Raw genomic sequence first — 21,707 nt, forward strand, 5'->3', positions numbered from 1 at the left:
AAACCCTCATATGAAAAATTCCTCACGATATGCAATGCTGAGCCTGCTGATTATAACGGCACTCTCCGGATGCAGCAGTCACAGCGATAAAAAGCCCCCCCTTTCGGATGAAAATTTTGAGCTGGAAATTCTCCATGTCAACGACCTGCATTCCTACACCGATCCCGTAAGCATAGGTATCAATACTCCGAAAGGAATGATTAAGGTTGACGTCGGCGGTGCCGAAGCCCTGAAATCCGTTGTTGAAGAAAGGAAACGGCAGAATCCGGATCTTATTGTGATTTCGGCAGGAGATCAGATTACAGGCAACGCACTGAACTATGATACGTTTCACGGAGAAAGTGACGCCGTACTTCACGGTCTTTTACACACGGACTACTACATGCTGGGAAATCATGAATTTGACCACGGAGGGGACGGCATTGAAACCTTCATGAATTTCATGAAACATTACAGTCCCCAGAGCCTGATGATAAATTCGGATATGACCGCAGCACCGGACAGCAAAGTGACTGACAGAGGATTATCCTCCCATATCCGAAAAGTATCAGGAAAAAACGTAGCCTTCTATGCCGTAACCAACGAAAGCAAAATTGTAAGAAGTTCATCCCCCGAAGAAGGAATGAGCTTTAAAAAGACGGTTCCGACCATCAACGAACTAACATCTGAAAATGCTGACAGAGCGGATATCCATATTCTGATTACACATCAGGGGATTACTTCGGATAAGACCAATGCATCCCTGCTTAATGATGTAGATATCATTATCGGAGGAGATTCTCATACCCTGTGCGGTAATTTTTCAGACAAGGGAATTTCGGTGGACTGTCCTTATCCGATAACGGCAACCAATGCCTCCGGGCATAGAATCTGTATTGTGCAGGCGTACGAATACGGCAAGGTCATCGGGGATCTGAAGGTTACCTTTGACGGACACGGCAATGTACTGCAGTGCGGAGGTACTCCGGTTATGCCTCTGTGGACCGATACCGCAGAACCTCATAAAAACAGTACACTGTCAAAAGAAGAGGCTGTTGAGGAAGCCGGCCGTCTGCCGAATCTGCCGGAATCTCCCTACATAAGTGCCTCTAAGAATAATGAAGCGACAGCCACCCTTAAATCATACAGGGATGTTCTTGAAACCAGAAAGAAGGTTATCGGCAGATCACCGAGAGACTTCTGCAATACCAGATACCCTTATGCCTACTGCAACATAAAAGGCAAAAGCAATCCGTACGGTTCTGAAACCTGTCAGACTCTCGGTAAAGTCATTCTTGAAAACACCGGTGCCGACATTTATCTGGTAAATTCAGGCATGTACAGAACCGACATCAGCAAAGGAGATTTTACTGAGGAGGATCTGCTGAACGTTACACCGTTCGGAAATGACGTTGTGGAAATTACAATGAGCGGAAAGGACATCTACGAAGTTCTCAACGATACCATGGAATTCGTCAATGAAGACCTTCAGTCCAGATCAGGCGGAGTACCGTGCGGATACGGCTTCAGTTACAGTCTTAGGGGAAAAGGCAAAACCCCTGTCTCCGACATCAGTATTCTGACACGCGAAGGCAGAGAGGAATCCCTGGACATGAACAGAAACTACAGAGTACTGGTAACCACCTACATCCTGAAGGGAAAGGATGGCTACAGTCTGTTAAAAGGGAAAAAGCCTCTGAAAAACATCGGCAGTGATGCAGATATCATCCGCAGTTATCTCAGGGATCACGCACTTCCTGATATTCCTGAAAACATCAGAACCATCAGATCCTTCTCTGCAGAATAACACTCCGTTTAAAAGGATACGGGCTTTCCGCCTGTATCCTTCCATATGAAAAGACCTGAAAACATCAGCTTTCAGGTCTTTTCCGTTCAGTTATGACAGTCTGAATTAAGCTAAGAGCTTATCAAGTTCAGCGCTAACTTCGCTAACCTTCTTGGTACCGTCAACCTTGATGAACTTGCATTCATTCTTGGCAGCCTTGGCTGAGTAGAAGGCAACCAGAGGTTCAGTCTGAGAATGATATACATTCAGACGGCTGCGTACGGTAGCTTCTTCATCGTCCTTGCGGATAACCAGATCTTCACCGGTAACGTCATCCTTGCCTTCAACCTTAGGAGGATTGAATACAACGTGGTAGGTACGGCCTGAAGCGAGGTGTACTCTGCGGCCGCTCATACGCTTAACGATTTCATCGTCAGGTACGGCGATTTCAACAACTGCATCGATGCTGATATTGTTTGAATCAAGAGCTTCAGCCTGTGGAATGGTACGAGGGAAACCGTCAAGAAGGAAGCCCTTTGCACAGTCAGCCTGAGCAACACGATCCTTAACAAGACCGATGATGATATCGTCAGATACCAGCTGACCCTTATCCATAACTTCCTTGGCCTTAAGACCTAACGGAGTACCGGCCTTAATGGCTGAACGAAGCATATCACCGGTAGAAATCTGAGGAATACCGAACTTCTGCATTAAGAACTGAGCCTGAGTACCCTTACCGGCACCTGGAGCACCTAAAAGAATAATACGCATGAGTAATACCTTTAATTATCTGTAAAAAAATATGCGGAAAAATCCGCCGCAAAAAAACCTGTAACATTATAAGCAAATAGAGCCCTGCGTACAAGATATAAGGAAGGCCATACGGAAATCCGTACGGCCTCCTGCATTACAATGTTACCCGTAAACTGTCAGATTAAGCCAGTAATAATGAATTTACCAGTTTAACGTAGGCAACAGGATCCTTGAGACCGCGCTGATCGGCAAGTAAAGCCTGATCCAGAACCAGGGTAGCCCAGTCCTTGAACTTGGCATCGTCTGCTTCAGCACTCATCTTCTTGATGATTGCATGATCAGGATTGATTTCAAGAACAAACTTTTCTTCCGGAAGCTTCTGACCGCTTGCTTCAAGAAGTCTGCGCATCTGAGCGGTTAACATGGCGTTACCTTCGCTGATTACACAGCTTGGGGTATCAACCAGACGGCCTGAAACCTTAACTTCGCTGACTTCACCTGCAAGAGCGTTCTTGATTCTTTCAAGAAGATCCTTGTTTTCGGTAGCCTTGGCTTCCTGTTCTTCCTTTTCAGCCTTGTCTTCAAGTTCACCTAAATCAAGGTCTGCAGAACATACGTTGATGAACTTCTTGTCCTTGTATTCAGAAACCTGATTCATTACCCATTCATCTACACGTTCCCACATCAGCAGAACTTCAACACCCTTCTTCTTAAGGGTTTCAAGATATGGACTTGCAACGGCAGCCTGATATGATTCAGCTGTGATGAAGTAAATGTTCTTCTGCTTTTCAGGCATGCGTGAAATGTAGTCTTCAAGTGAAACATTCTGTTCACTGCCGGTATTGGCGGTTGAAGCGAATCTTAAAAGACCGAAGATTTCATCACGGTTTTCGTAATCTTCAACCAGACCTTCCTTGAGCACTGAACCGAACTGAGCCCAGAAGGTTTCGTACTTGGTCTTGTCATCATCCTTGGCAAGCTTTGCAATCATCTGCAGAGCCTTCTTGGTGCATGCCTTCTTCAGCTGGGCACTGATCTTGTTGCTCTGAAGAATTTCACGAGATACGTTAAGAGGAAGATCGTTTGAATCAAGAACACCCTTAACAAAACGTAAATATCCAGGCATGAACTGATCAGCGTCATCCATGATGAACACACGCTGAACATACAGCTTCAGACCGTGCTTCTGTTCTCTGTTGAACAGATCAAACGGAGCACGCTGAGGAATGTACATCAGGCTGGTGTACTCCTGACTGCCTTCAACCTTGTTATGAGTCCAGGTGAGAGGATCCTGGAAATCATGAGAAATGTGCTTGTAGAATTCCTTGTATTCGTCATCGGAAACATCTTTAGGATTCTTGGTCCACAGAGCCTTGGCGTCGTTAACCTGCTTCCATTCGGTGTATTCGGCTTCTTCGCCTTCCTTCTTGTCATCACCTTCCGGCTTAACGGTTTCAAGCATCTGTACAGGTACGCTGATATGATCTGAGTACTTGCTGATGTTTGAACGGAGAGTCCAGTCTTCAAGGAATTCAGTTTCGTCATCACGGAGACTTAAGATAATTTCGGTACCGCGGTCAGCCTTGGTAACCTGACTTACTTCGAATTCACCGCTGCCGTCTGATACCCAGCATACCGCTTCATCGGCATTTGACTTGTATGAACGGCTGATTACGGTAACCTTGTCGGCTACAACGAATGCAGAGTAGAAACCTACACCGAACTGACCGATAAGCTGTGAGTCCTTTGACTGATCACCAGTAAGATTCTTGAAGAATTCGGCGGTACCTGACTTGGCAATGGTACCTAAGTGATCAATGGCTTCCTGTCTGGTCATACCGAGACCGTTATCGGAAATGGTCAGGGTCTTCTTTTCCTTATCGGCTGAAACACGGATACGGAATTCAGGATCGTTACCTAAAACTTCAGGCTTTTCGAGAGAAATAAAACGCAGTTTATCGATAGCATCTGACGCATTGGAAATAAGTTCTCTTAAAAATACTTCCTTATTTGAATATAAACTGTTAGCCAGCAGACCTAAAAGCTGTTTAACTTCTGTCTGAAAACCATGCTTTTCAACTTCGCTCATAATATCCTCTGTTTTTTCAAATGGATTATCAAACTAAATAAAATCGGTAAAAACAGACCGCGACTTATACATATGCGGCTGTTTTTTCATATATCTAAAGTCAATATGGGGTTAAAAAACAGGATTTCAAGAAAATGATGTCAATTCGTGCAAATTTTCTTAAAAAAGCATAAAAAAACATCCATTTATAAATTCTGAAACGGAAAGAAAAGACCGGAGCAGCGGCTCCGGTCATCTGTCTATAAAGGACTTCTTCCTGCAAGAGATCTCATGATGGTCGAACCGTCAATCGATTCGAGTTCTCCGCCTACAGGTATGCCTCTGGCAATTCTGGTGGCAACCACATTGCGTCTTCCTGCCATATGAGCAATGTAATGAGCCGTTGTATCACCTTCCACCGTAGGATTGGTGGCAAGAATGATTTCATGATATCTGCCGGTATCGAGAAGTCTGGCAAGTTCATCAAGTCCAAGTTCACCGGGACCGATGCCTTCTATCGGAGACAGATGTCCGTGAAGCACGAAATAGGTTCCGTTATATTCACCTGTCTGCTCTATGGCCAGAACATCGGCTGGACTTTCAACCACACAGATTATTCCGCTGTCCTGACGTCCGGCATCCCTGCAGATTTCACATTCCTCGCCGTCACTGTACGAACGGCATTTAGGACAGTAACTGATATTGTTCATGGCCTCAGTAAGAGTTTCGCCAAGCTTTAACGCCCCGTCTCTGTTGTGATCCAGAAGATAAAAAGCTATTCTCTGGGCACTTTTTGGACCGATACCCGGCATTATCTGCAGATCATTTATCAACTTTTCAACCAGAGGACTGAACTTCATAACAAAAGAGCTCCACTACAATAGACCGCGGTTCGACGGAACATCCGCCGTTATTCCGCTTCAGGCTTCCGCCGAATTATATTCAAATAAGGAACGGAAGTTTCACCATATTAAAAAATCCCTTCAGTCAGAAATCGTGAAGGGATCTTTCAAAACCTAAAAATATTCCAGACGTGTTTTAGAACGGGAACTTGAAGCCCGGTGGTAAAGGAACGCCGTTGGTTACCTTACTCATACGTTCGGTTGAATATTCACTGATCTGACGGGCTGCGTCATTTGAAGCAGCAACAATCAGGTCTTCACACATTTCACGATCATCACCGAAAGCTGATTCAGCGATTTCAACCTTCAGTACCTGATGTGCACCGTTCATGCGAACCTTAACAAGGCCGCCGCCGGCAACACCTTCAACTTCATGAGCTTCAATTTCATCCTGAGCTTTCTTCATGCGTTCCTGCATTAATTGGGCCTGTTTCATCATGTTGCCCAAACCACCCATACCATTGAACATATTAAATTCCTTTTTAAGTTATATTATTTATCAAACAGTCACGATGTCATATCAGACAGTATGCGTGACTACATAGCTCTTATTATGCAAGATTTTTGCAAACTGTCAAACTAAGACAGTCAAAGTATCAGAAAATTAAGACTGATCTTTAGTTTTAGGCTGAACCAGTTCAATTTTTGCCTCACCGATATCAAGTCCCAGCATGTTCTGAACTTCGGCAAAGCCTTCAGATTCGACAATACTACGCTTCTCGCTTTCAAGATTCTGCTCATAGAACTGATTATCCAGAGCTTCCGGACTTCCTTCAATTTCCCCGGCATCCACAAAATCAAATTTAAGACTGATTTTTCTTCCAAGTCCGGCACTGATCTCGGCAGCCATGTCGCTTAAGGCATTTCTGTTCAGAATACCGTCGATAACCTTCGGCAGACGGATAATCCACTCGTTTTCATTCGCTCCGAATTCTCTGATTCCGCGATTGAGTATTACAAGATTCTCCATGGATACACCGGCCGCAACCAGATCCTGAGTATAGGAATCAGATACCTGACCGAGCAGATCCATAGGCATTCTGATTTCACGTCCGTTAATCTTTCTGCGGTGGTGAACATTCTTCTGTGCGTCAGATGAGGGAGCACTGCCGCCGTTCTGAACTGAAGGAGTGAGATCAAGCGACGTGTAGTCAACACTGTTCGCTCTGTCTGCCTCATCATCACTGTCTGAAGCAAAATCCCTGTATTCAGGCATCGGCACGTCATCGAACTGTTCGGCATAATCGCCGCCGTTCTGACTTTCAGGGATATAACCCCCGATGTTACGCCCGCCTGCATAATCCGGAACCATGCCGCTCATAACGTTATTATTTACGTTCCCGGACTGAACAGGCATCTGTGGCTGATTCATGCGAACGGAGGAATTTACAGTCCCCTGCTTCACGTTACCGGCAGCAGGAGCCCTGCCCGGCTGACGCTGTTCATGCTGAACCGCAGGATGAGAAGCATCCTGAACCGGATGTCCGGCATTGACCTGATTTCTGCTTGAACGGGTCCAGCTGTTGACCGTAACCTGCTGATGATTATCGGGAATGTACCTCGGAGCAGCATTGCTTTCCTGACGTCTCTGACTCATTACCGGTCTCTGAGGTCCCATTGAAGCATTGGAAGCCGCGGTCATCTGCTGATGCTGAGTTGATGCCGGAGCCATGCCGTCACCGTATTGCATATCCCCGGAAGAAGGCATGTTCATCCCGGTCTGAGCCTGAATTGCTCCCGCAAGGGTGCTGCCAGGAATATTCTGCAGAGCCTGACTGCTTCTGTCCTGCTGAATTCTGTTTGCCAGCGCATGTTCACGCTGTTTGTACTCTTCCTCGCGCTTCTGTGTCTGCAGTTTCTGTTCGTTGGCAGTAATCTTGTAATACTGGTTTTCTATTTCCTTGTCCTGCCTGTCAATTTCCTTCTGAAGCAGGGAAATATAATCAAAAAGATTCAGGTAGCCGTTAACTGTTTCACTACTGATATGACTTTCCGAGGACTGCTGCTGTTTTTTCTGCTTTGCCTGAGTCTCGTTTTCCTGTCTCGCGGCATCTCGCTGCTCATTGAGATGGTCAAAAGCCACCAGCGGATCATTGATTTTATCCAGCGCCAGATCCGGAAAATCTACCTTTCTGAAACTACCGGCTGTTTTTTTTTTAAATTGAACGCCAGAAGACGAAGCATGGTCATCTCAAAAGCAGACATGCCGTCAGGTGCGAAAGGAAGTTCTCTTCTTCCTTCAAGAATAATCTGGTAATAAAGCTGAACTTCTTCAGGACTGAAGAGACCTGAAAGTTCGGCAATCACATCACTGCGCAGAGAGTATATGTCAGCCTTGCTGCCTGCCACCTGGTAAAGAGCGATGTCATGAAACACTCTGGCAAGACTCAGATGCAGTGTATCAAAATCAGGAGTTACCGAAGCCACGGTATTGAGTACTCCGGACAGGGCAGCGCCGTCATTGGTTGCTATAACCTTAAGGATTTCAATGAGGTATGATGAGTCCAGAGTTCCCACCATGTCGTATACGCCTTCAAGAGTAACCTTTCCTCCGCCAAGGGCTATCGCCTGATCAGTAAGACTCAGAGCGTCACGCATTGAGCCTCTGGCAGCTCTTGCCAGTTCAACCAGACCGTCTTCCTCATAGGAAATTTTTTCCTCGTCAAGCACGTATTTAAGCTGTCCCTTGATGTCGTCAATTGACAGAGCCTTCAGCTGGAACTGCAGACAGCGTGAAACAACGGTAACGGGAAGCTTCTGCGGATCTGTTGTCGCAAGGATGAATTTTACGTATTCAGGAGGTTCTTCCAGAGTCTTAAGCAGAGCATTGAAAGAACTTGTTGAAAGCATGTGTACTTCGTCGATGAGATAAACCTTGTAACGGCCCGCTATCGGCTTGTACTGGACATTCTCCAGTATCTCGCGGGTATCCTCCACCTTGGTTCTTGAGGCGGCATCGATTTCAATGAGATCCGGATAATTGCCGTTGGCAATGGCCCTGCAGCTCTCACACTCACCGCACGGATGAGCTGTAATCCCCTTTTCGCAGTTGAAGCATTTGGCGAGAATACGGGCGATTGTGGTTTTACCCACACCTCTTGTTCCGGTTAAAAGATAGGCGTGATGAAGTCTGCCTGTTTCCAAAGCATTTATCAAAGCGGCAAGAACATGTTTCTGACCGACCATATCCTCAAAGGACTGCGGACGGTATTTTCTTGCTAAAACGGTGTAATCTGCCATCTGCCTTTCTCAAAATGAAATAACCTAAAACCGCCTGACTGAAACCGGACTTCTGTACAACAAACAACCAGCTTCCGATATACGGATTTCCCCGTACCGTCAATGCGCTGTATAGCTTATCACTATCACGCAAAAAATCAAAATATAAATTGTCAGTCGTAAGGAATGATTCACAATACGCAGACAATCTTCATCCGTCCGGCACTGACTTTCTGCAGGCCGGGCAGAATGTTCTAAATGCAGCTGCCGGCTTTCAGATTAATGTCCCGGAAACTCCATGATGCAGCGGCTGTCGACACCATATCTGTTCTTAAGCATTTCCACTCCGCCGAGATCCGGAAGTGAAATTGCAAATACCGCACCGGCAATGGTGGCATTGAAGCGGTTCACCAGTTTAATCTGAGCCTCAACCGTACCGCCGGTGGCAATCAGATCGTCAACAATCAGAATTCTGTCGTCACTGCTGATGGCATCCTGATGCATCTCAAGCACGTTGGTACCGTACTCAAGTTCATAGCTTTCACTGTAGACTTCTCTTGGTAACTTGCCCGGCTTTCTCGCCATGACAAAACCGCAGCCGAGAAGAGCGGCGACAGGAGCACCGAATACAAAGCCTCTGGCTTCACTTCCAACCACCTTGGTAATGCCCGCATCGGCGTACAGCTCAGCCATCTTTTTACAGATAAGAGGGAAAGCCTCAGGATTTTCACATACGCTGGTTATATCCCTGAACACGATTCCAGACTTAGGGAAATCCTTAATTGACTTTACACAGGACTTTAAGTATTCAATCTCATCCATGTTGCGCTACCTTGATATGTATCTTTACTGAAAATATTCCTACTGATTTCATTTTATTAGCAGAGACCGAAATGTCAACGAAAACAATGCGTGATTCATAAGTTTACGAAATGAATATACCTGCCTTCCGAAATCTGTCAGGTATTTCAGACGCATCATGACCAGTGTTCATCTTTCGCCACCGTTCTCAAACTGCGGTATTCTATCAGAATATATAAAAAAAACAGACAGCGTTCCATGTCAAAGGTAAAGAGTGAGATAATCGTGTGGTATAATCTGACGTAGATTTTTCACTTTAAAACCGATAACAGACACTATGAGTTCAAATTATGAAGCCGTCCTGTTTGATCTTGACGGAACCCTTCTCGACACTGCCCTTGATCTGGGTAAAGCCACAAATCACGTTCTGTCTCTCTACAACAGGGGACCGATTTCCGACGACACGGCAAGAATGTATGCCTCAGACGGAATGAGAGCCCTGCTCAAATCAGGCATACCGGAAGAAGAACAGGCTCAATATGATTTTGAAAAGATGAGACTGGAATTTCTTCCCTACTACCATGAGCACATAGCTGACAGAACCTGTTACTTTGACGGCACGGCCGAACTGATTAACGCCCTGAAAAAGAACGGTATTCCGTATGCGGTGGTAACCAGCAAGCCGGATCATCTCGCATGCAGGGTTCTCGGCAAATTCAAGGAACTCTCGGACATCGGAGTAATCGTCGGCTGTGACACTCTTCCGGTATCAAAGCCGAATCCGGAACCGCTTCTCTACGCCTGCAGAAAACTCAACGTGGAACCTAAAAACTGTCTTTATGTGGGAGATCACATCAGAGATATTGAAGCCGGCCACAATGCGGACATGAAAACCGCACTGGCTCTGTGGGGATATATCAGGGACAAGGAGCATCCTGAAGTCTTCGGTGCTGATTTTGTTGCCAAAGATTTCAGGGAACTGGCCGGAATCATTGGAATCAGCCTCTGATACACCGAATGAAAAAAAAAGAAAACCGTAATCTGACGGAAATTATAAAGGCAAAAAAAAGTGCATTGACTTACAGTGGATCGGCAGGTCAATACACTCCGCAAAATGCATAATAAGATAAAAGTTTAAGGATAAATCAATCACTTTTCACAAAGTCATAGTGAATACTCCCGCATTCACTGATTATTATTATACAAACAGTCTCAATGGAATGTGTTTCAAACCCCATACAAATTGTTACAAAATGTTACAAATGGTTTTAAAAACGTACAGTTACTGAAATATTTATAAAAATCTGATTACTGACCGCAGGCCTTCAGAATGGTGAACAGAGCCTCCCTCAGCTCTCTGGCTTTTTCCGGAGTAAATTTACATCCCCTTTCAGACATTGAACCGCAGACATGTTCCGGAATATCCTTTGCCTTTTCGTAAAGAGCCATTCCCTCTTCAGTTATTCTGACAATCACAACCCTTTCGTCATTCTCACTTCTGAATTTGCTGATATACCCGTCCTTCATCAGTTTCTTGATGACGGGAGTAATCGTACCAGAATCGAGATAGAGTTCCTGACAGAGATCCTTTACCGAAATCTCCTCTCTCTCCCACAGAACCATCATGGTGACATACTGAGTGTAAGTGAGGCCGAGAGGTTCAAGATAAGGAGCATAGTTATTTACCACCTTTCTGGCACAGGCATATAAAGGGAAACATAACTGACTCTTTAATGTCATGGATTCATCTATTTTCATGGCAGTTCCGGTATTTAACAAATCATCTTCAGATCTCTGAAGAATACACTTTATCATGCCTCCCTTCAGGAAAGGCGGAATGAGTCACACTTCTATTGAAATCAGAATAGGTATCCTTCTTATTTCAGTAAAACAGTTCTTTTGCATATCAGTTCCGTGGAAGAACCGTAAACCGGTTTCCACATTCGACCTTACTTATATTTTACAGCAATTATCTGAATTTTTTAATTAGATTTTTAAAATTTAATTTGATTAAATTAAATTTAGTGTTATACTAAAAACATCGAGAACAGATTTACATCAGATTAATCTGATGTTTAAAAAAACATAAAACAATAAAAAACTGCACAAAACAACCAGACAATATTTATTCAAAAGTAACTGCAACATCTCAAGGAGATTTACTATGAGCATGATTATGATCAATAACGAAAACTTCAAGAGTGAAGTTCTTGATGACAAGGAGCTCAAGCTTCTGGTTTTCGGCGCTGAATGGTGCGGACACTGCAAGGTTTTAAGACCTCGCATTATGGAATACGGTCAGGCTCACCCTGAACTCAAGATCTGCCTGCACAATGTTGATGAAGCAACTGTCGCCGCAGAAACATTCCATATCACCGGTGTTCCGTGTCTGATTGTTCTCAAGGACGGTCAGGAAGTTGAACGTCACGTGGGAGCATTAAGCCTCAATCAGCTGGAAAGTCTGATTGAAAAGAACAGATAATAACCGTAATCGATGATTGAAACCGATAGACATTAGTCAATGTCTGATATTTCTCCAGTACGGCCACCTGCCGGACTGGAGTTTTTTTACATACGGACAGAAAAAAAACTTACTCTAGAATTCCAGAACATCTCCGCAGTGCAAATAATGAAGCCTGTCCCCCATTACCTCCTTCATTACCGCAAAAGCCTCCTCTCCGGTACAGTGACAGGTATAGAAAACCGAACGGAAGCTTTTCAGTTCCCGGGCTATCCCCCTGATTTCCCTGATGTCATCAGCCGTATAGGCGGTTTTCTTCTTCAGATGGAAACCGCTTATCACCACATCCGGCTCGGTTTCATATATGCTTCTGAACTCATCCAGAATATTCAGAATACCGTGATGTGCACATCCGGAAAGCAGAATTCTTTTCTCACCGACGGTAATCACCAGACACTGCTCATGACGGAAATCGTCCTGAACAAAACCGGTTCCGGTTTTTATCTTCAGAGTTCCGTTTGCCGACGGTACAGGTCTGTTACTCACTATTCCGGCAAAAATCTCCAGCTCATCGTCAATTCTCATGCTGCCGTTCAACATTACAATCCGGGATGATTTTTTCAGTTCTGAGTCAAGACCGATGAACTTCGGTGCTTCATGAATGGAATAGTACTCGCCGAATGCCGACGTCTGCATATAGATTTTCGCGACAGAGTTGCACTGCAGAAAACAGGACAGTCCGCCTCCGTGATCATTATGTCCGTGACTCAGTACAACCGTATCAATCAGACTGAGATCCGTATGCATTATTCCGGCATTTTTAAGAAACAGATCTGAAGCCCCTGAATCAAGAAGTAGCCGGTGATGAGGTGTCTCGACGTAAAGACAGAGTCCGTGTTCAACCTCCAGGCGGCGGTTGGCACATGTATTCTCCACCAGTGCGGCAATTTTCATTTCCACTCCCCGACATATGATTAATGCTTTATACAGATAACGGAAACCTGCATAAAAAGCAGGCTTCCACACAAACAATCAGTTCACCGGAGATTTCCTCCGCATAAACCGACCTTAATCACCAAGGTAAAATCTTTCAGAATTTACTGAAACGGAGTCGGATCACCGGAACCGACTCTCACAACTTCCACGGATCCCTCTTCAGAAAGATTGATCACCGTGGTAGGCTGTTCCACCAGATAACCGCCGTCCACAATCACATCCACCAGTTTACCGATTTTATCATCAATTTCATAAGGATCATTTTCCGCCTTGTCGCTTTCAGGCAGAATCAGGGAAACGCTCATCAGCGGTTCTCCCATGTATCTGAGCAGTTCAGCGATGATGTTGTTTTCCGGAACTCTCAGACCTATGGTCTTACGCTTTTCATTCATCAGCTTTTTCGGAACTTCCTTGGTTCCCTTCAGAATAAAGGTGTATGGTCCCGGAGTATTGTTACGAATCAGTCTGAAAGCAGTGTTATCCACCTTCGAATAGGTGGACAGTTCACTCAAATCAGCACACAGCAGGGTAAAATTATGGTTCTTATCCACGTTTCTGATTCTGATGATTCTTTCACGCGCTTCCTTGTTTTCCAGCACGCATCCCAGCGCATATCCTGAGTCCGTAGGCAGCACAGCCACGGCTCCGTCCCTTAAAAGTTCGGCAATACGATGTATGTTTCTTTCCTGAGGATTCTCAGGATGAACAACTATAACCTCTGCCATGATAATCAAACCTCCAGCTTAAACTTTTTATGATTCCATACGGGATTGACTCTATCGGGCAATCTTCCGCCACCGCCGATGCTAATATATTTACATTCTCGATGAAAATCTGAGCCGCATGAAGCAAAAAGCTCATATTCCACCGATAAAACCTGCAGAAAATCACGATCAGCAGGTGACTGCAGAGATCCACTGACCTCCATGGCCTCTCCGCCGGCGTTTTTAAAATCGGTTATCAGCATTCTTAGCCACTTGTTGTTGAGATCATAGGATCTCGGATGAGCAAGTACCGCTATTCCCCCCGCAAGATTTACGGCATTTACGGCATCCTCCACCGAACACCACTGCGCCCTGACATACGCTTTTCTGCCTTCAGCCAGATATTTGGCAAAACACTGATTCATGGTTTCTGCCGCACCTACACTGTACAGGTACGCAGTGTAGTTTCCCCTGGTAATGGTGGCGGTGTTCCCTGCCATTTCCCTGGTTTTCTGATAAGCATCCTTAAAGCCGCACTTTTCCAGCTTTTCCCCTATGGCTCTCGCCCTGTCATCCCTGAGTTTTTTCTGCTTCTCAAGAAGAGATGTCATGGCAGGATGATTCGGGTCAAAACACAATCCCACAATATGAATTTCCCTGCCTCTCCAGATCGTGGAAATTTCAATACCGGTAGTCATGTGCACATTATGTTCAGTGCATGCCTGGACGGCTTCGACGGCTTCTTTGATACCGTCGCAGGTATCATGATCCGTCAGAGCAAGAAGCACGACACCTCTTTCACGGGCTGCGGCAACCACTTCCGCGGGGCTTAATTTTCCGTCTGAAGCATTGGAGTGCAGATGCAGGTCCGCTCTTGCACCGTCAGTGATAAGAAGCTGCTTCAGTTCATCTGTTGTTATTGTCATTTATATTTCCGGAATTCCTTGAAAGAAATCTGTTTTCCTCTGATACGTAATGTAATGCCTGCAGCGGAAATTTACGGGATTTTCCTAACTGCCGCTGATTCCGGCGATATGATAACACCAATCATGTTTTTACACGCAGGTTGTTTAAGTGTTCATGTGTTTTTTTGCATGCCCGCAGGCATTATGCAGTTTCCGGGACTTCACGGGAATGTCAGTTGTCAAAAATAAAAAGCTGCGGGAACAACAAATTCCTGCAGCCTTTTGCCATCAGAAGCGGATATTAAACCCTGCGTCTTCTGATTAAAACAGAAGCCAGAGCCATCAGCAGAATACTGCCGAAGCCGATACTGCCGCCGCGCTTTGTGGAATAGTTTTTGGATATATGACGATCATATGTTACCTTTCTGCTCTCATTGACGGTCATAACTCCGGTCTCATCCGTAAGAAAGGCATCATCAGCCGGTTTTAAAAGAACTGTCTTCACTGAAGCATTGACACTGTTCTCCCAGTCACTTCTGGTCGCATACTGGAAGGCGGTCGCATAGATGATATTGCTGTTGTTAATATCCACGGCCCACTGGATGTGGTAATAGTATCCGTCTTTCGCCTGACAGTCGGTATTTCCCTCACTGTCCTTGTGACAGGTAAAGTCGTTGATGTAATGGTACTTGTCAGCATTGATGTCATAGAACAGGGCTTCGGTATCACGGAAACTGCCGCCTACAACCGCACGTCTGTCATCTCTTCTGTCTGCCCAGCCGACAATGAAATTATTGTCATTGATTGCGGCACCTTCAGAGTTTGCACCGTCAAACGGAACGTTGTACATCGGAATACTGATTGATGCGAATGAACCGTCATCCTTCAGGTAGGTATAGGCAAGGTTCATTGCATAGTTACTGCTCTTTGCCTTTGCCAGTTTTCTGTTGGCAAGAACATACCCCCTGGCATTAACATCGGCAGTCCAGGTATATTCATTCCAGTTGTCATTATTACCGGGACGGCTCAGACCGGGATATTCACTGACGGAATCATATGAAACCGTGTCTCCGTCCAGGGAAAGCTTCCAGTACACTGCTGTATTTGACGGATTTACGCCGCCTGACCAGTCATTGGTGACTGAATATCCCATGGCATAAAGAACACCGTCCTTCTGATGGAATGAATTAACAGCGGCTGAAACCAGAGCATCAGGATCACTGTCGTAGTCTATATAACCCTTTGCCTGCTGTCCGATGATTTCCGCACCGTCCGGATCCTTTTCCGGATCAAACACCCATATGGTAGCCTGCATTTTATGGCCCGGACAGAAATGATAATCACCGTCGCTGTTGTCATTACCGGAATAGCAGCGGTAGAAGAAATTTTCCCTGGCATTGGCGAAATTACTGTACCCGCCAACCAGAATTCTGCCGTCATCAAGCTTTATGAAATTAAGAGCTGAGGCATAGCTTCCGAGAGTAAGACCTTCACTTTTGTCTATGGTAGGGCTCTTAAGAATAAAGGTTTTATTGTTGAATTTTGCTATGCCGTAGGAAGTCGGATTGGAATAATGAGACAGAGAGGCATCATAGTCATAACGATACCCTACTCCTTCAGAACCGTCCTCACCGAGCTTGGCATAAATGATTTCCTCGTCATCGGCAATAGTCTGATTATGAAATGATTTAAGATTTGACACCCCCCTGTAGAGACTGTATCTCCAGTCGCTTGCCATCTTATCCTCGTCCCACAGCGAATCACAGAAGCTCGAACTCACTCTCATACCGTAGCAGCTCTGGTGACGATACATTTTCTGTCCCAGATCCACCTGATGCGGAGGCAGATTGAAAAAAGAGAAGAAATCAAACTGTTCATACAGTCCCGCAACATCCGGATTTTCCCCTTCGCCCATGGAAACGGCAAAAGGACCGAATTTAAAAGAAGATTCCGGAACATCAACAACCTCAATGCTGTACATCGGAGTCGTTGATTTGTCTTCTGAATCTGCAGCATACACTGCAGAACCTGCCGCCATAAAGCCGGCAGTCAGAACAAATGCCTTTTTAAAATTCATAAACATCCTTTCTCATGCATTACAAAAATCTATGCATTATTAATTTTTTCAAGTTCTTCCCAGCGCTGATAAAGCCATTCCAGTCTCTCAGTCAGAACATTGTATTCCTGCTGGATATTCTTTTTGTATTCCTCAGACTGACTGCCGTAATCCACGCCTGCAAAAATCTCTTCTATTTCCTGAATGCGACCGTCGGCCTTTTCAATTTCCTGAGGAAGCTGCTCAAGTTCCTTTGTCTCCTTAAAGCTGAGCTTTCTCTTGCGGTCGCGCTTAGGCTGAACCGGCTCTTCCTTTTTCACCGGTTCGGAATTTTTTGCCTTCTGTTCACTGCCGTTTGACAGTTCCATTCTGGCTAAAGTTTCCTTAAGGTCGGTATAACCGCCCACATTTTCGAATATTTTTCCGGATCCGTCAAAATACCAGGTATCCGTAGCCACGTTATCAATAAAGTAACGGTCGTGACTTACCACTATCAGTGTGGCCTGATAACTGTCAAGAAGCTCTTCCAGAAGATCCAGAGTATCAATATCCAGATCGTTGGTCGGCTCGTCGAGTATCAGAATATTGCACGGACGCAGAAAGATTCTGGCCAGAAGCAGACGGTTCTTTTCTCCGCCTGACAGAGCCTTTACCGGAGTCCTTGCTCTCTGCGGAGAGAACAGGAAGTCCTGCAGATACCCCAGCACATGCTGTTTTCTGCCGGCGACCTCAACTTCAGATTTGCCGTGCGCCAGATTGTCCATAACCGTTTTTTCGGGATCTAGCTGCTCACGATACTGATCGAAGTACGCTATTTTCAGATTGGATCCCAGCTTAAGAGTTCCCGAAGTAGGCTGAAGCTGCCCCAGAATCATCTTAATCAGAGTGGTTTTACCGACACCGTTGGCCCCGACCACGCCGATCTTGTCGCCTCTGAGGACAATGGTGCTGAAATCCCTGATGATGTCCTTTTCACCGTTGTTAAAGCAGAGATTTTCCGCCTCGAGAACTATCTTTCCTGAAATTTCCTTGTCGTCTATGCGCATTCTCACGTTACCGAGTCTTGCGCGGCGTTCCCTGTGCTCGCGGCGCATTTCCTTCAGACGGCGGACACGGCTGTCGGAACGGGTAAGACGTGCCTTGATGCCTTTTCTTATCCATGCTTCTTCAATGGACAGACGACGATCAAAATCGGCATTGGCTATTTCCTCAAGTCTCAGGGCCTCCTGCTTGGCCTGGACATAGGAATCGTAATTGCCGTCAAACACGGAGATACGGCCGCGATCAACGTCGGCAATACGCAAAGCCACGTCATTGATAAAACTGCGGTCATGGGAAATAAACACCACGGCTCCCCTGAATGATGACAGAAAATCCTGGAGCCAGATGATTGATTTGATATCAATATGGTTGGTAGGTTCGTCAAGAAGCAGCAGATCCGGTGAACTTACCAGAGCCCTTGCTAAAGCCACCTTGCGAAGCCATCCGCCGCTGAGTGATGACATGCTGGTTTCAGGTGAAAGTCCCACAAGATTCAGAAGACGGTAGATTTCAGTATCGTAGTTCCAGCCTTCCTCCTTGTCGAGCTGGCAGCTTATCTCGGCCATTCTGGCGCTGTTGTCTGCTCCGGAGTCATCATTTATCAGCTGATAGTATGCTGACAGCTGACTGCCGATTCCCGGAATGCCCTCCGCAACATAGCAGTAAACCGGAAGCTCCAGATGGGCCGGAGGATCCTGTTCCAGTCTGGCGATTCTTATGCCCTGCTGGACAATGCATCGTCCGTCATCAGGCTTTATCAGCCCCTCAATGATTTTCAGAAGTGTTGACTTGCCGGCGCCGTTACGACCGACGATTGCCATGCGATCATGCTCTTCAATGGCAAGACAGGCATGATCAAACAGAGGTGCATCACTGTAGGAAAGATAGATATTGTCTAAAGTAACCAAAGCCATCTGCCGTTATTCCTTATCGCTGCCGTTGTCACTCTTGATTCTTCGCTTGAGGCGGGGACCGCGTCCCGGCTGCTCCTCGTCTCCTGAAAGCACTGGCTGTTCAGGGACTGTCTTTCTGCCGGCATACTGCGCGTCCTTTCCGCGGAATGAACGGCGTTCCTCCCCGTTTTCACCGCGGGCTCTGTAATCTGTACGCTTTCTTTCCGGACCGAATCGGCCTGAAGCCCTGTTATCCCTGCGTGAACCGCGATCCCTGCCGGAAACTCCGTCCTTCAGATAATCAACTCTGGTTCTCATATTGGCAGCCGACCCGAAGTCCGCGGATGCAATTTCCTCAGGAATTTCCACTTCGGCAGTCTTGGTCAGAATGAAGCAGCAGTGAATACGCTTGTTGCGCTTGAAATCTTCCTGAACGGTCTTTTCACTTACATCCTCAACCTCGAATCCGAAGCTCTTTATAACATCTTCATCAAGTCTGAAACTGCGGTTATTGTTTGAGAAAATCAGGGTTCCGCCAACGTTAAGCTTTCCTGAAAGCTTGGCAATCAGGGCAACGTGGTCTCTCTGAACATCAAAGGTTGCCTCCATTCTCTTGGAGTTGGAGAAGGTTGGAGGATCGCAGAAAATGAGATCGTATCTTCTGCCCGGAATATCCAGCCATCTCAGACAGTCCGCCTGCACAAACTGGTGGTTTCTGCCGGAAAAGCCGTTAGCCATCATGTTATCCTTTGCCCAGGCAAGATAGGTTCTGCTCATATCCACTGTGGTGGTATCGGCGGCTCCGCCGATGGCTGCCGCCACGGTTGCACTGCCGGTATAGGCAAAGAGATTAAGGAAGCTCTTGCCTGAACTTCTGGCGGTAATCATGCGTCTTACTTCGCGGTGATCAAGGAACAGTCCGGTATCGAGATAATCCCACAGATTGACAATCAGTGAGGCGTTATATTCCCTTACCAGAAGCGTGTGTCTGGTTTCATTGAGCTTTTCATACTGGGAATCGCCCTTTTTGCGTTCTCTAACCTTGACGATCACGTGATCGCCCTTGACTCCGGTAACGGCCACTACCACCTGAATGATGTCCAGCATGCGCTGATGGGCTATGCGCGGGTCAACGGATCCCGGAGCGGCATATTCCTGAATCACTATATAGTTGCCGTAACGGTCAATGGCCGCGTTGTAGTTGGGCAGATCCGCATCGTAGATACGATATGCTTCTATGCCTTCACGCTGAGCCCACTTCTCCAGCTTTTTGATATTCTTTTTCAGACGGTTGGCAAATTCCTCAGCCACCTTCAGTGTTGTCTGGCTGATGGTAAAGCCGGAACCTTCACCTTCCTTTTCGGAAGAAGCCGCATCAGATTCACTGATGGTGTAGGTTCGCAGCTGACACTCAAGAGCACCGTTGTATAACTTGTAAACCCTGTCCGCACGCAGACGGAGACAGCTCAGAAGATCTTCGGATGATGAAATGATACCTGCCTTCCAGCCGCCGAATTCTCTTTTAAGACAGGCGCCGATGGCGGTATAGAGTTCCAGAAGTTCAGGTACGTTACCGAGACGTTCACCGTATGGAGGATTGGTTATTACCATTCCCCTGTTGCCGCTGCTTACCGGATTTCTGAGCTCGTGCAGATCCCCGACGCTGAATTTTATGAGCTCCCCAAGTCCTGCTCTTCCGGCATTCTGGACAGCCTTTTCAACCACAGAGGCATCTTTATCAAAGCCCTGAAAAACGACCTTGGCGTTCAGAAGTCTCTGTTTGCCTTCCTCTGCCATGGCGAAAGCCTCTCTCTTCATGGTATTGAAGGCCACCGCATCAAATCCTCTGAGCTTTTCAAAACCGTATTCCGTTCTGAAAAGTCCGGGAGCCATGTTACAGGCCTTCATTGCGGCCTCAATCAGAATGGTGCCCGAACCGCACATCGGATCCACAACGGATCCGCCGGTATATCCGCTTCTTGCCACGATGGCCGCAGCCAGATTTTCCTTTAAGGGTGCAATACCGGCAACATTGCGGTACTCGCGACGGTGCAGTGATTTGCCAGAAAGATCCAGTGAAACGGTAACCATGTTGCGCTTGTCCAGATGAGCATTGATCCTCACGTCCGGATTTTCCCTGTCAACGTCAGGACGTCTGTCGGTCAGCTTTACGAAGCGGTCACACAGGGCATCCTTTATTCTCAGAGCTCCGTAGAGAGTATTGTTTATGAAACTGTTCTGACCGTTGAAATCAACCGAAATGGTGGCATCATTGGTGAAATAGTCCTCATAGTGAAGACTGTAGGCTCCGTTGTAGAATTCTATGTCACTGTCAGCATGGAAGGTTCCGAGGGTAAGAAGAACCCTGGTGGCGAAACGGGTCCACAGACACACCTTCACTGCCAGAGACAGATCTCCGGAAAATGACACGCCTGCCACCGTTTCCCTGACGGATTCAGCTCCAAGTTCAGTTAATTCGTGATTTAAAAGACTTTCCAATCCTTTAGGACATGTTGCAAAAAACTTAAGCATTACCGTTTCTTCTATACTGTGAAAATAACAAATCATGAGTCGGAGCAGTGATAAAATCAGCCTGTTCCGGCATAAGGCTTTATAAATTGTGCTATTGTATCAAAAAATCAGATCCGTATCTAAAAAAACAGTGACCTTTTCCGCATGATTTAGGTCACGGCGTCACTGCGACGCCGTTACGTAAACTGTGGACATGCCTGTTTTTATCACGGTCTCCTCTCCTCAGTCCCGGTCACAGGCCTGACTGCCGGACGGAAAATTCCCGATTTAAAAGCTTTACGGGCCTCATAGGTTTAATCCGCTTTATTTTAGCCGGGCCGTCCAAATTTTGTGAGCAAAAACACTATTATCGTTCCTGACTTTCGAGTTTTTCGCCAAATCCTTGTGAGAACTTTTAAAATTACTAAAGAATTTGCCATCGTGATTCACTTTTAAAAATACCAGTTATTTGAATCGGTAATTCATGATTTTCTCGTACTGTTTCTGAGTTAAAAGTGCGGATTTGACCGGTAGTTTTGTAAGCTCAGAAATCTTATCCAAAAAGTCGGATTTTGTCAGAAGATTTACATACTTACCGTTGCATTTAGCCAACTGAAAATCTCTGATAAATT

The 21,707-nt window shown here is 46.0% G+C and carries 17 protein-coding genes; 3 read left to right on the forward strand and 14 right to left on the reverse strand.

Features of this window, described 5'->3' with window-relative positions:
- Window positions 1-10: 10 nt before the first annotated feature.
- Window positions 11-1,786, forward strand: a complete 1,776-nt coding sequence (locus tag BMY80_RS03995) for a bifunctional metallophosphatase/5'-nucleotidase (RefSeq protein ID WP_093141135.1) — start codon at window positions 11-13, stop codon at window positions 1,784-1,786.
- A 105-nt stretch (window positions 1,787-1,891) separates the two neighbouring features.
- On the opposite strand, the gene adk is transcribed toward BMY80_RS03995, so the two are convergent.
- The 7 genes from adk to BMY80_RS04030 form a co-directional block, all read right to left on the reverse strand.
- Complete coding sequence (gene adk, locus BMY80_RS04000) at window positions 1,892-2,536, reverse strand: adenylate kinase (protein WP_031578959.1); 645 nt, start codon at window positions 2,534-2,536, stop codon at window positions 1,892-1,894.
- A 163-nt stretch (window positions 2,537-2,699) separates the two neighbouring features.
- Window positions 2,700-4,607, reverse strand: coding sequence for a molecular chaperone HtpG (gene htpG, locus BMY80_RS04005; protein WP_031578958.1), 1,908 nt, complete (start codon window positions 4,605-4,607; stop codon window positions 2,700-2,702).
- A gap of 239 nt (window positions 4,608-4,846) precedes the next feature.
- Window positions 4,847-5,446, reverse strand: a complete 600-nt coding sequence (gene recR, locus BMY80_RS04010; protein WP_093141137.1) for a recombination mediator RecR — start codon at window positions 5,444-5,446, stop codon at window positions 4,847-4,849.
- Between the two features lie 178 nt (window positions 5,447-5,624).
- Window positions 5,625-5,957, reverse strand: coding sequence for a YbaB/EbfC family nucleoid-associated protein (locus BMY80_RS04015; RefSeq protein WP_093141140.1), 333 nt, complete (start codon window positions 5,955-5,957; stop codon window positions 5,625-5,627).
- A gap of 135 nt (window positions 5,958-6,092) precedes the next feature.
- The gene (locus tag BMY80_RS04020) at window positions 6,093-7,571 is read right to left on the reverse strand and encodes a polyadenylate binding domain-containing protein (protein WP_093141142.1); all 1,479 of its coding nucleotides are present in this window, start codon (window positions 7,569-7,571) and stop codon (window positions 6,093-6,095) included.
- Window positions 7,572-7,612: 41 nt separating this feature from the next.
- A complete protein-coding gene (gene dnaX, locus BMY80_RS04025) occupies window positions 7,613-8,728 on the reverse strand; it encodes a DNA polymerase III subunit gamma/tau (RefSeq protein ID WP_093141145.1) in 1,116 nt (371 codons plus the stop codon).
- Between the two features lie 258 nt (window positions 8,729-8,986).
- Entirely contained in the window at window positions 8,987-9,529 is a 543-nt protein-coding gene (locus BMY80_RS04030; RefSeq protein WP_093141147.1) for an adenine phosphoribosyltransferase, read from the reverse strand.
- A gap of 316 nt (window positions 9,530-9,845) precedes the next feature.
- Between BMY80_RS04030 and BMY80_RS04035 the strand changes: the two genes are divergently transcribed.
- Window positions 9,846-10,517, forward strand: a complete 672-nt coding sequence (locus BMY80_RS04035; protein WP_051621797.1) for an HAD family hydrolase — start codon at window positions 9,846-9,848, stop codon at window positions 10,515-10,517.
- Between the two features lie 299 nt (window positions 10,518-10,816).
- Here BMY80_RS04035 and BMY80_RS04040 read toward each other — a convergent pair whose 3' ends face one another.
- Window positions 10,817-11,266 (reverse strand): MarR family winged helix-turn-helix transcriptional regulator, encoded by a 450-nt coding sequence (locus BMY80_RS04040; protein WP_031578951.1) that lies wholly within the window; start codon window positions 11,264-11,266, stop codon window positions 10,817-10,819.
- Window positions 11,267-11,672: 406 nt separating this feature from the next.
- On the opposite strand from BMY80_RS04040, the gene BMY80_RS04045 reads away from it, so the two are divergent.
- On the forward strand, window positions 11,673-11,990 hold the full coding sequence (locus tag BMY80_RS04045; protein WP_031578950.1) for a thioredoxin family protein: 318 nt from the start codon (window positions 11,673-11,675) through the stop codon (window positions 11,988-11,990).
- Window positions 11,991-12,104: 114 nt separating this feature from the next.
- Here the strand turns inward: BMY80_RS04045 and BMY80_RS04050 are convergent, their stop codons facing one another.
- The 6 genes from BMY80_RS04050 to rlmKL form a co-directional block, all read right to left on the reverse strand.
- Window positions 12,105-12,923 (reverse strand): MBL fold metallo-hydrolase, encoded by an 819-nt coding sequence (locus BMY80_RS04050; RefSeq protein ID WP_143066446.1) that lies wholly within the window; start codon window positions 12,921-12,923, stop codon window positions 12,105-12,107.
- A 143-nt stretch (window positions 12,924-13,066) separates the two neighbouring features.
- On the reverse strand, window positions 13,067-13,690 hold the full coding sequence (locus BMY80_RS04055; RefSeq protein WP_031578948.1) for an L-threonylcarbamoyladenylate synthase: 624 nt from the start codon (window positions 13,688-13,690) through the stop codon (window positions 13,067-13,069).
- A 5-nt stretch (window positions 13,691-13,695) separates the two neighbouring features.
- Window positions 13,696-14,595: a PHP domain-containing protein gene (locus BMY80_RS04060; RefSeq protein ID WP_093141152.1), complete on the reverse strand. Its 900-nt coding sequence runs from the start codon at window positions 14,593-14,595 to the stop codon at window positions 13,696-13,698.
- 280 nt (window positions 14,596-14,875) lie between these two features.
- Window positions 14,876-16,651, reverse strand: a complete 1,776-nt coding sequence (locus BMY80_RS04065) for a DUF3466 family protein (protein WP_177178489.1) — start codon at window positions 16,649-16,651, stop codon at window positions 14,876-14,878.
- Window positions 16,652-16,680: 29 nt separating this feature from the next.
- On the reverse strand, window positions 16,681-18,585 hold the full coding sequence (locus tag BMY80_RS04070; RefSeq protein WP_093141157.1) for an ATP-binding cassette domain-containing protein: 1,905 nt from the start codon (window positions 18,583-18,585) through the stop codon (window positions 16,681-16,683).
- A gap of 6 nt (window positions 18,586-18,591) precedes the next feature.
- Window positions 18,592-21,132 carry a bifunctional 23S rRNA (guanine(2069)-N(7))-methyltransferase RlmK/23S rRNA (guanine(2445)-N(2))-methyltransferase RlmL gene (gene rlmKL, locus BMY80_RS04075; protein ID WP_093141160.1) on the reverse strand — a complete coding sequence of 847 codons (2,541 nt, stop codon included), beginning with the start codon at window positions 21,130-21,132 and terminating at the stop codon, window positions 18,592-18,594.
- Between the last annotated feature and the right edge of the window lie 575 nt (window positions 21,133-21,707).

Source organism: Ruminobacter amylophilus (assembly GCF_900115655.1).
GTDB lineage: Bacteria > Pseudomonadota > Gammaproteobacteria > Enterobacterales > Succinivibrionaceae > Ruminobacter > Ruminobacter amylophilus.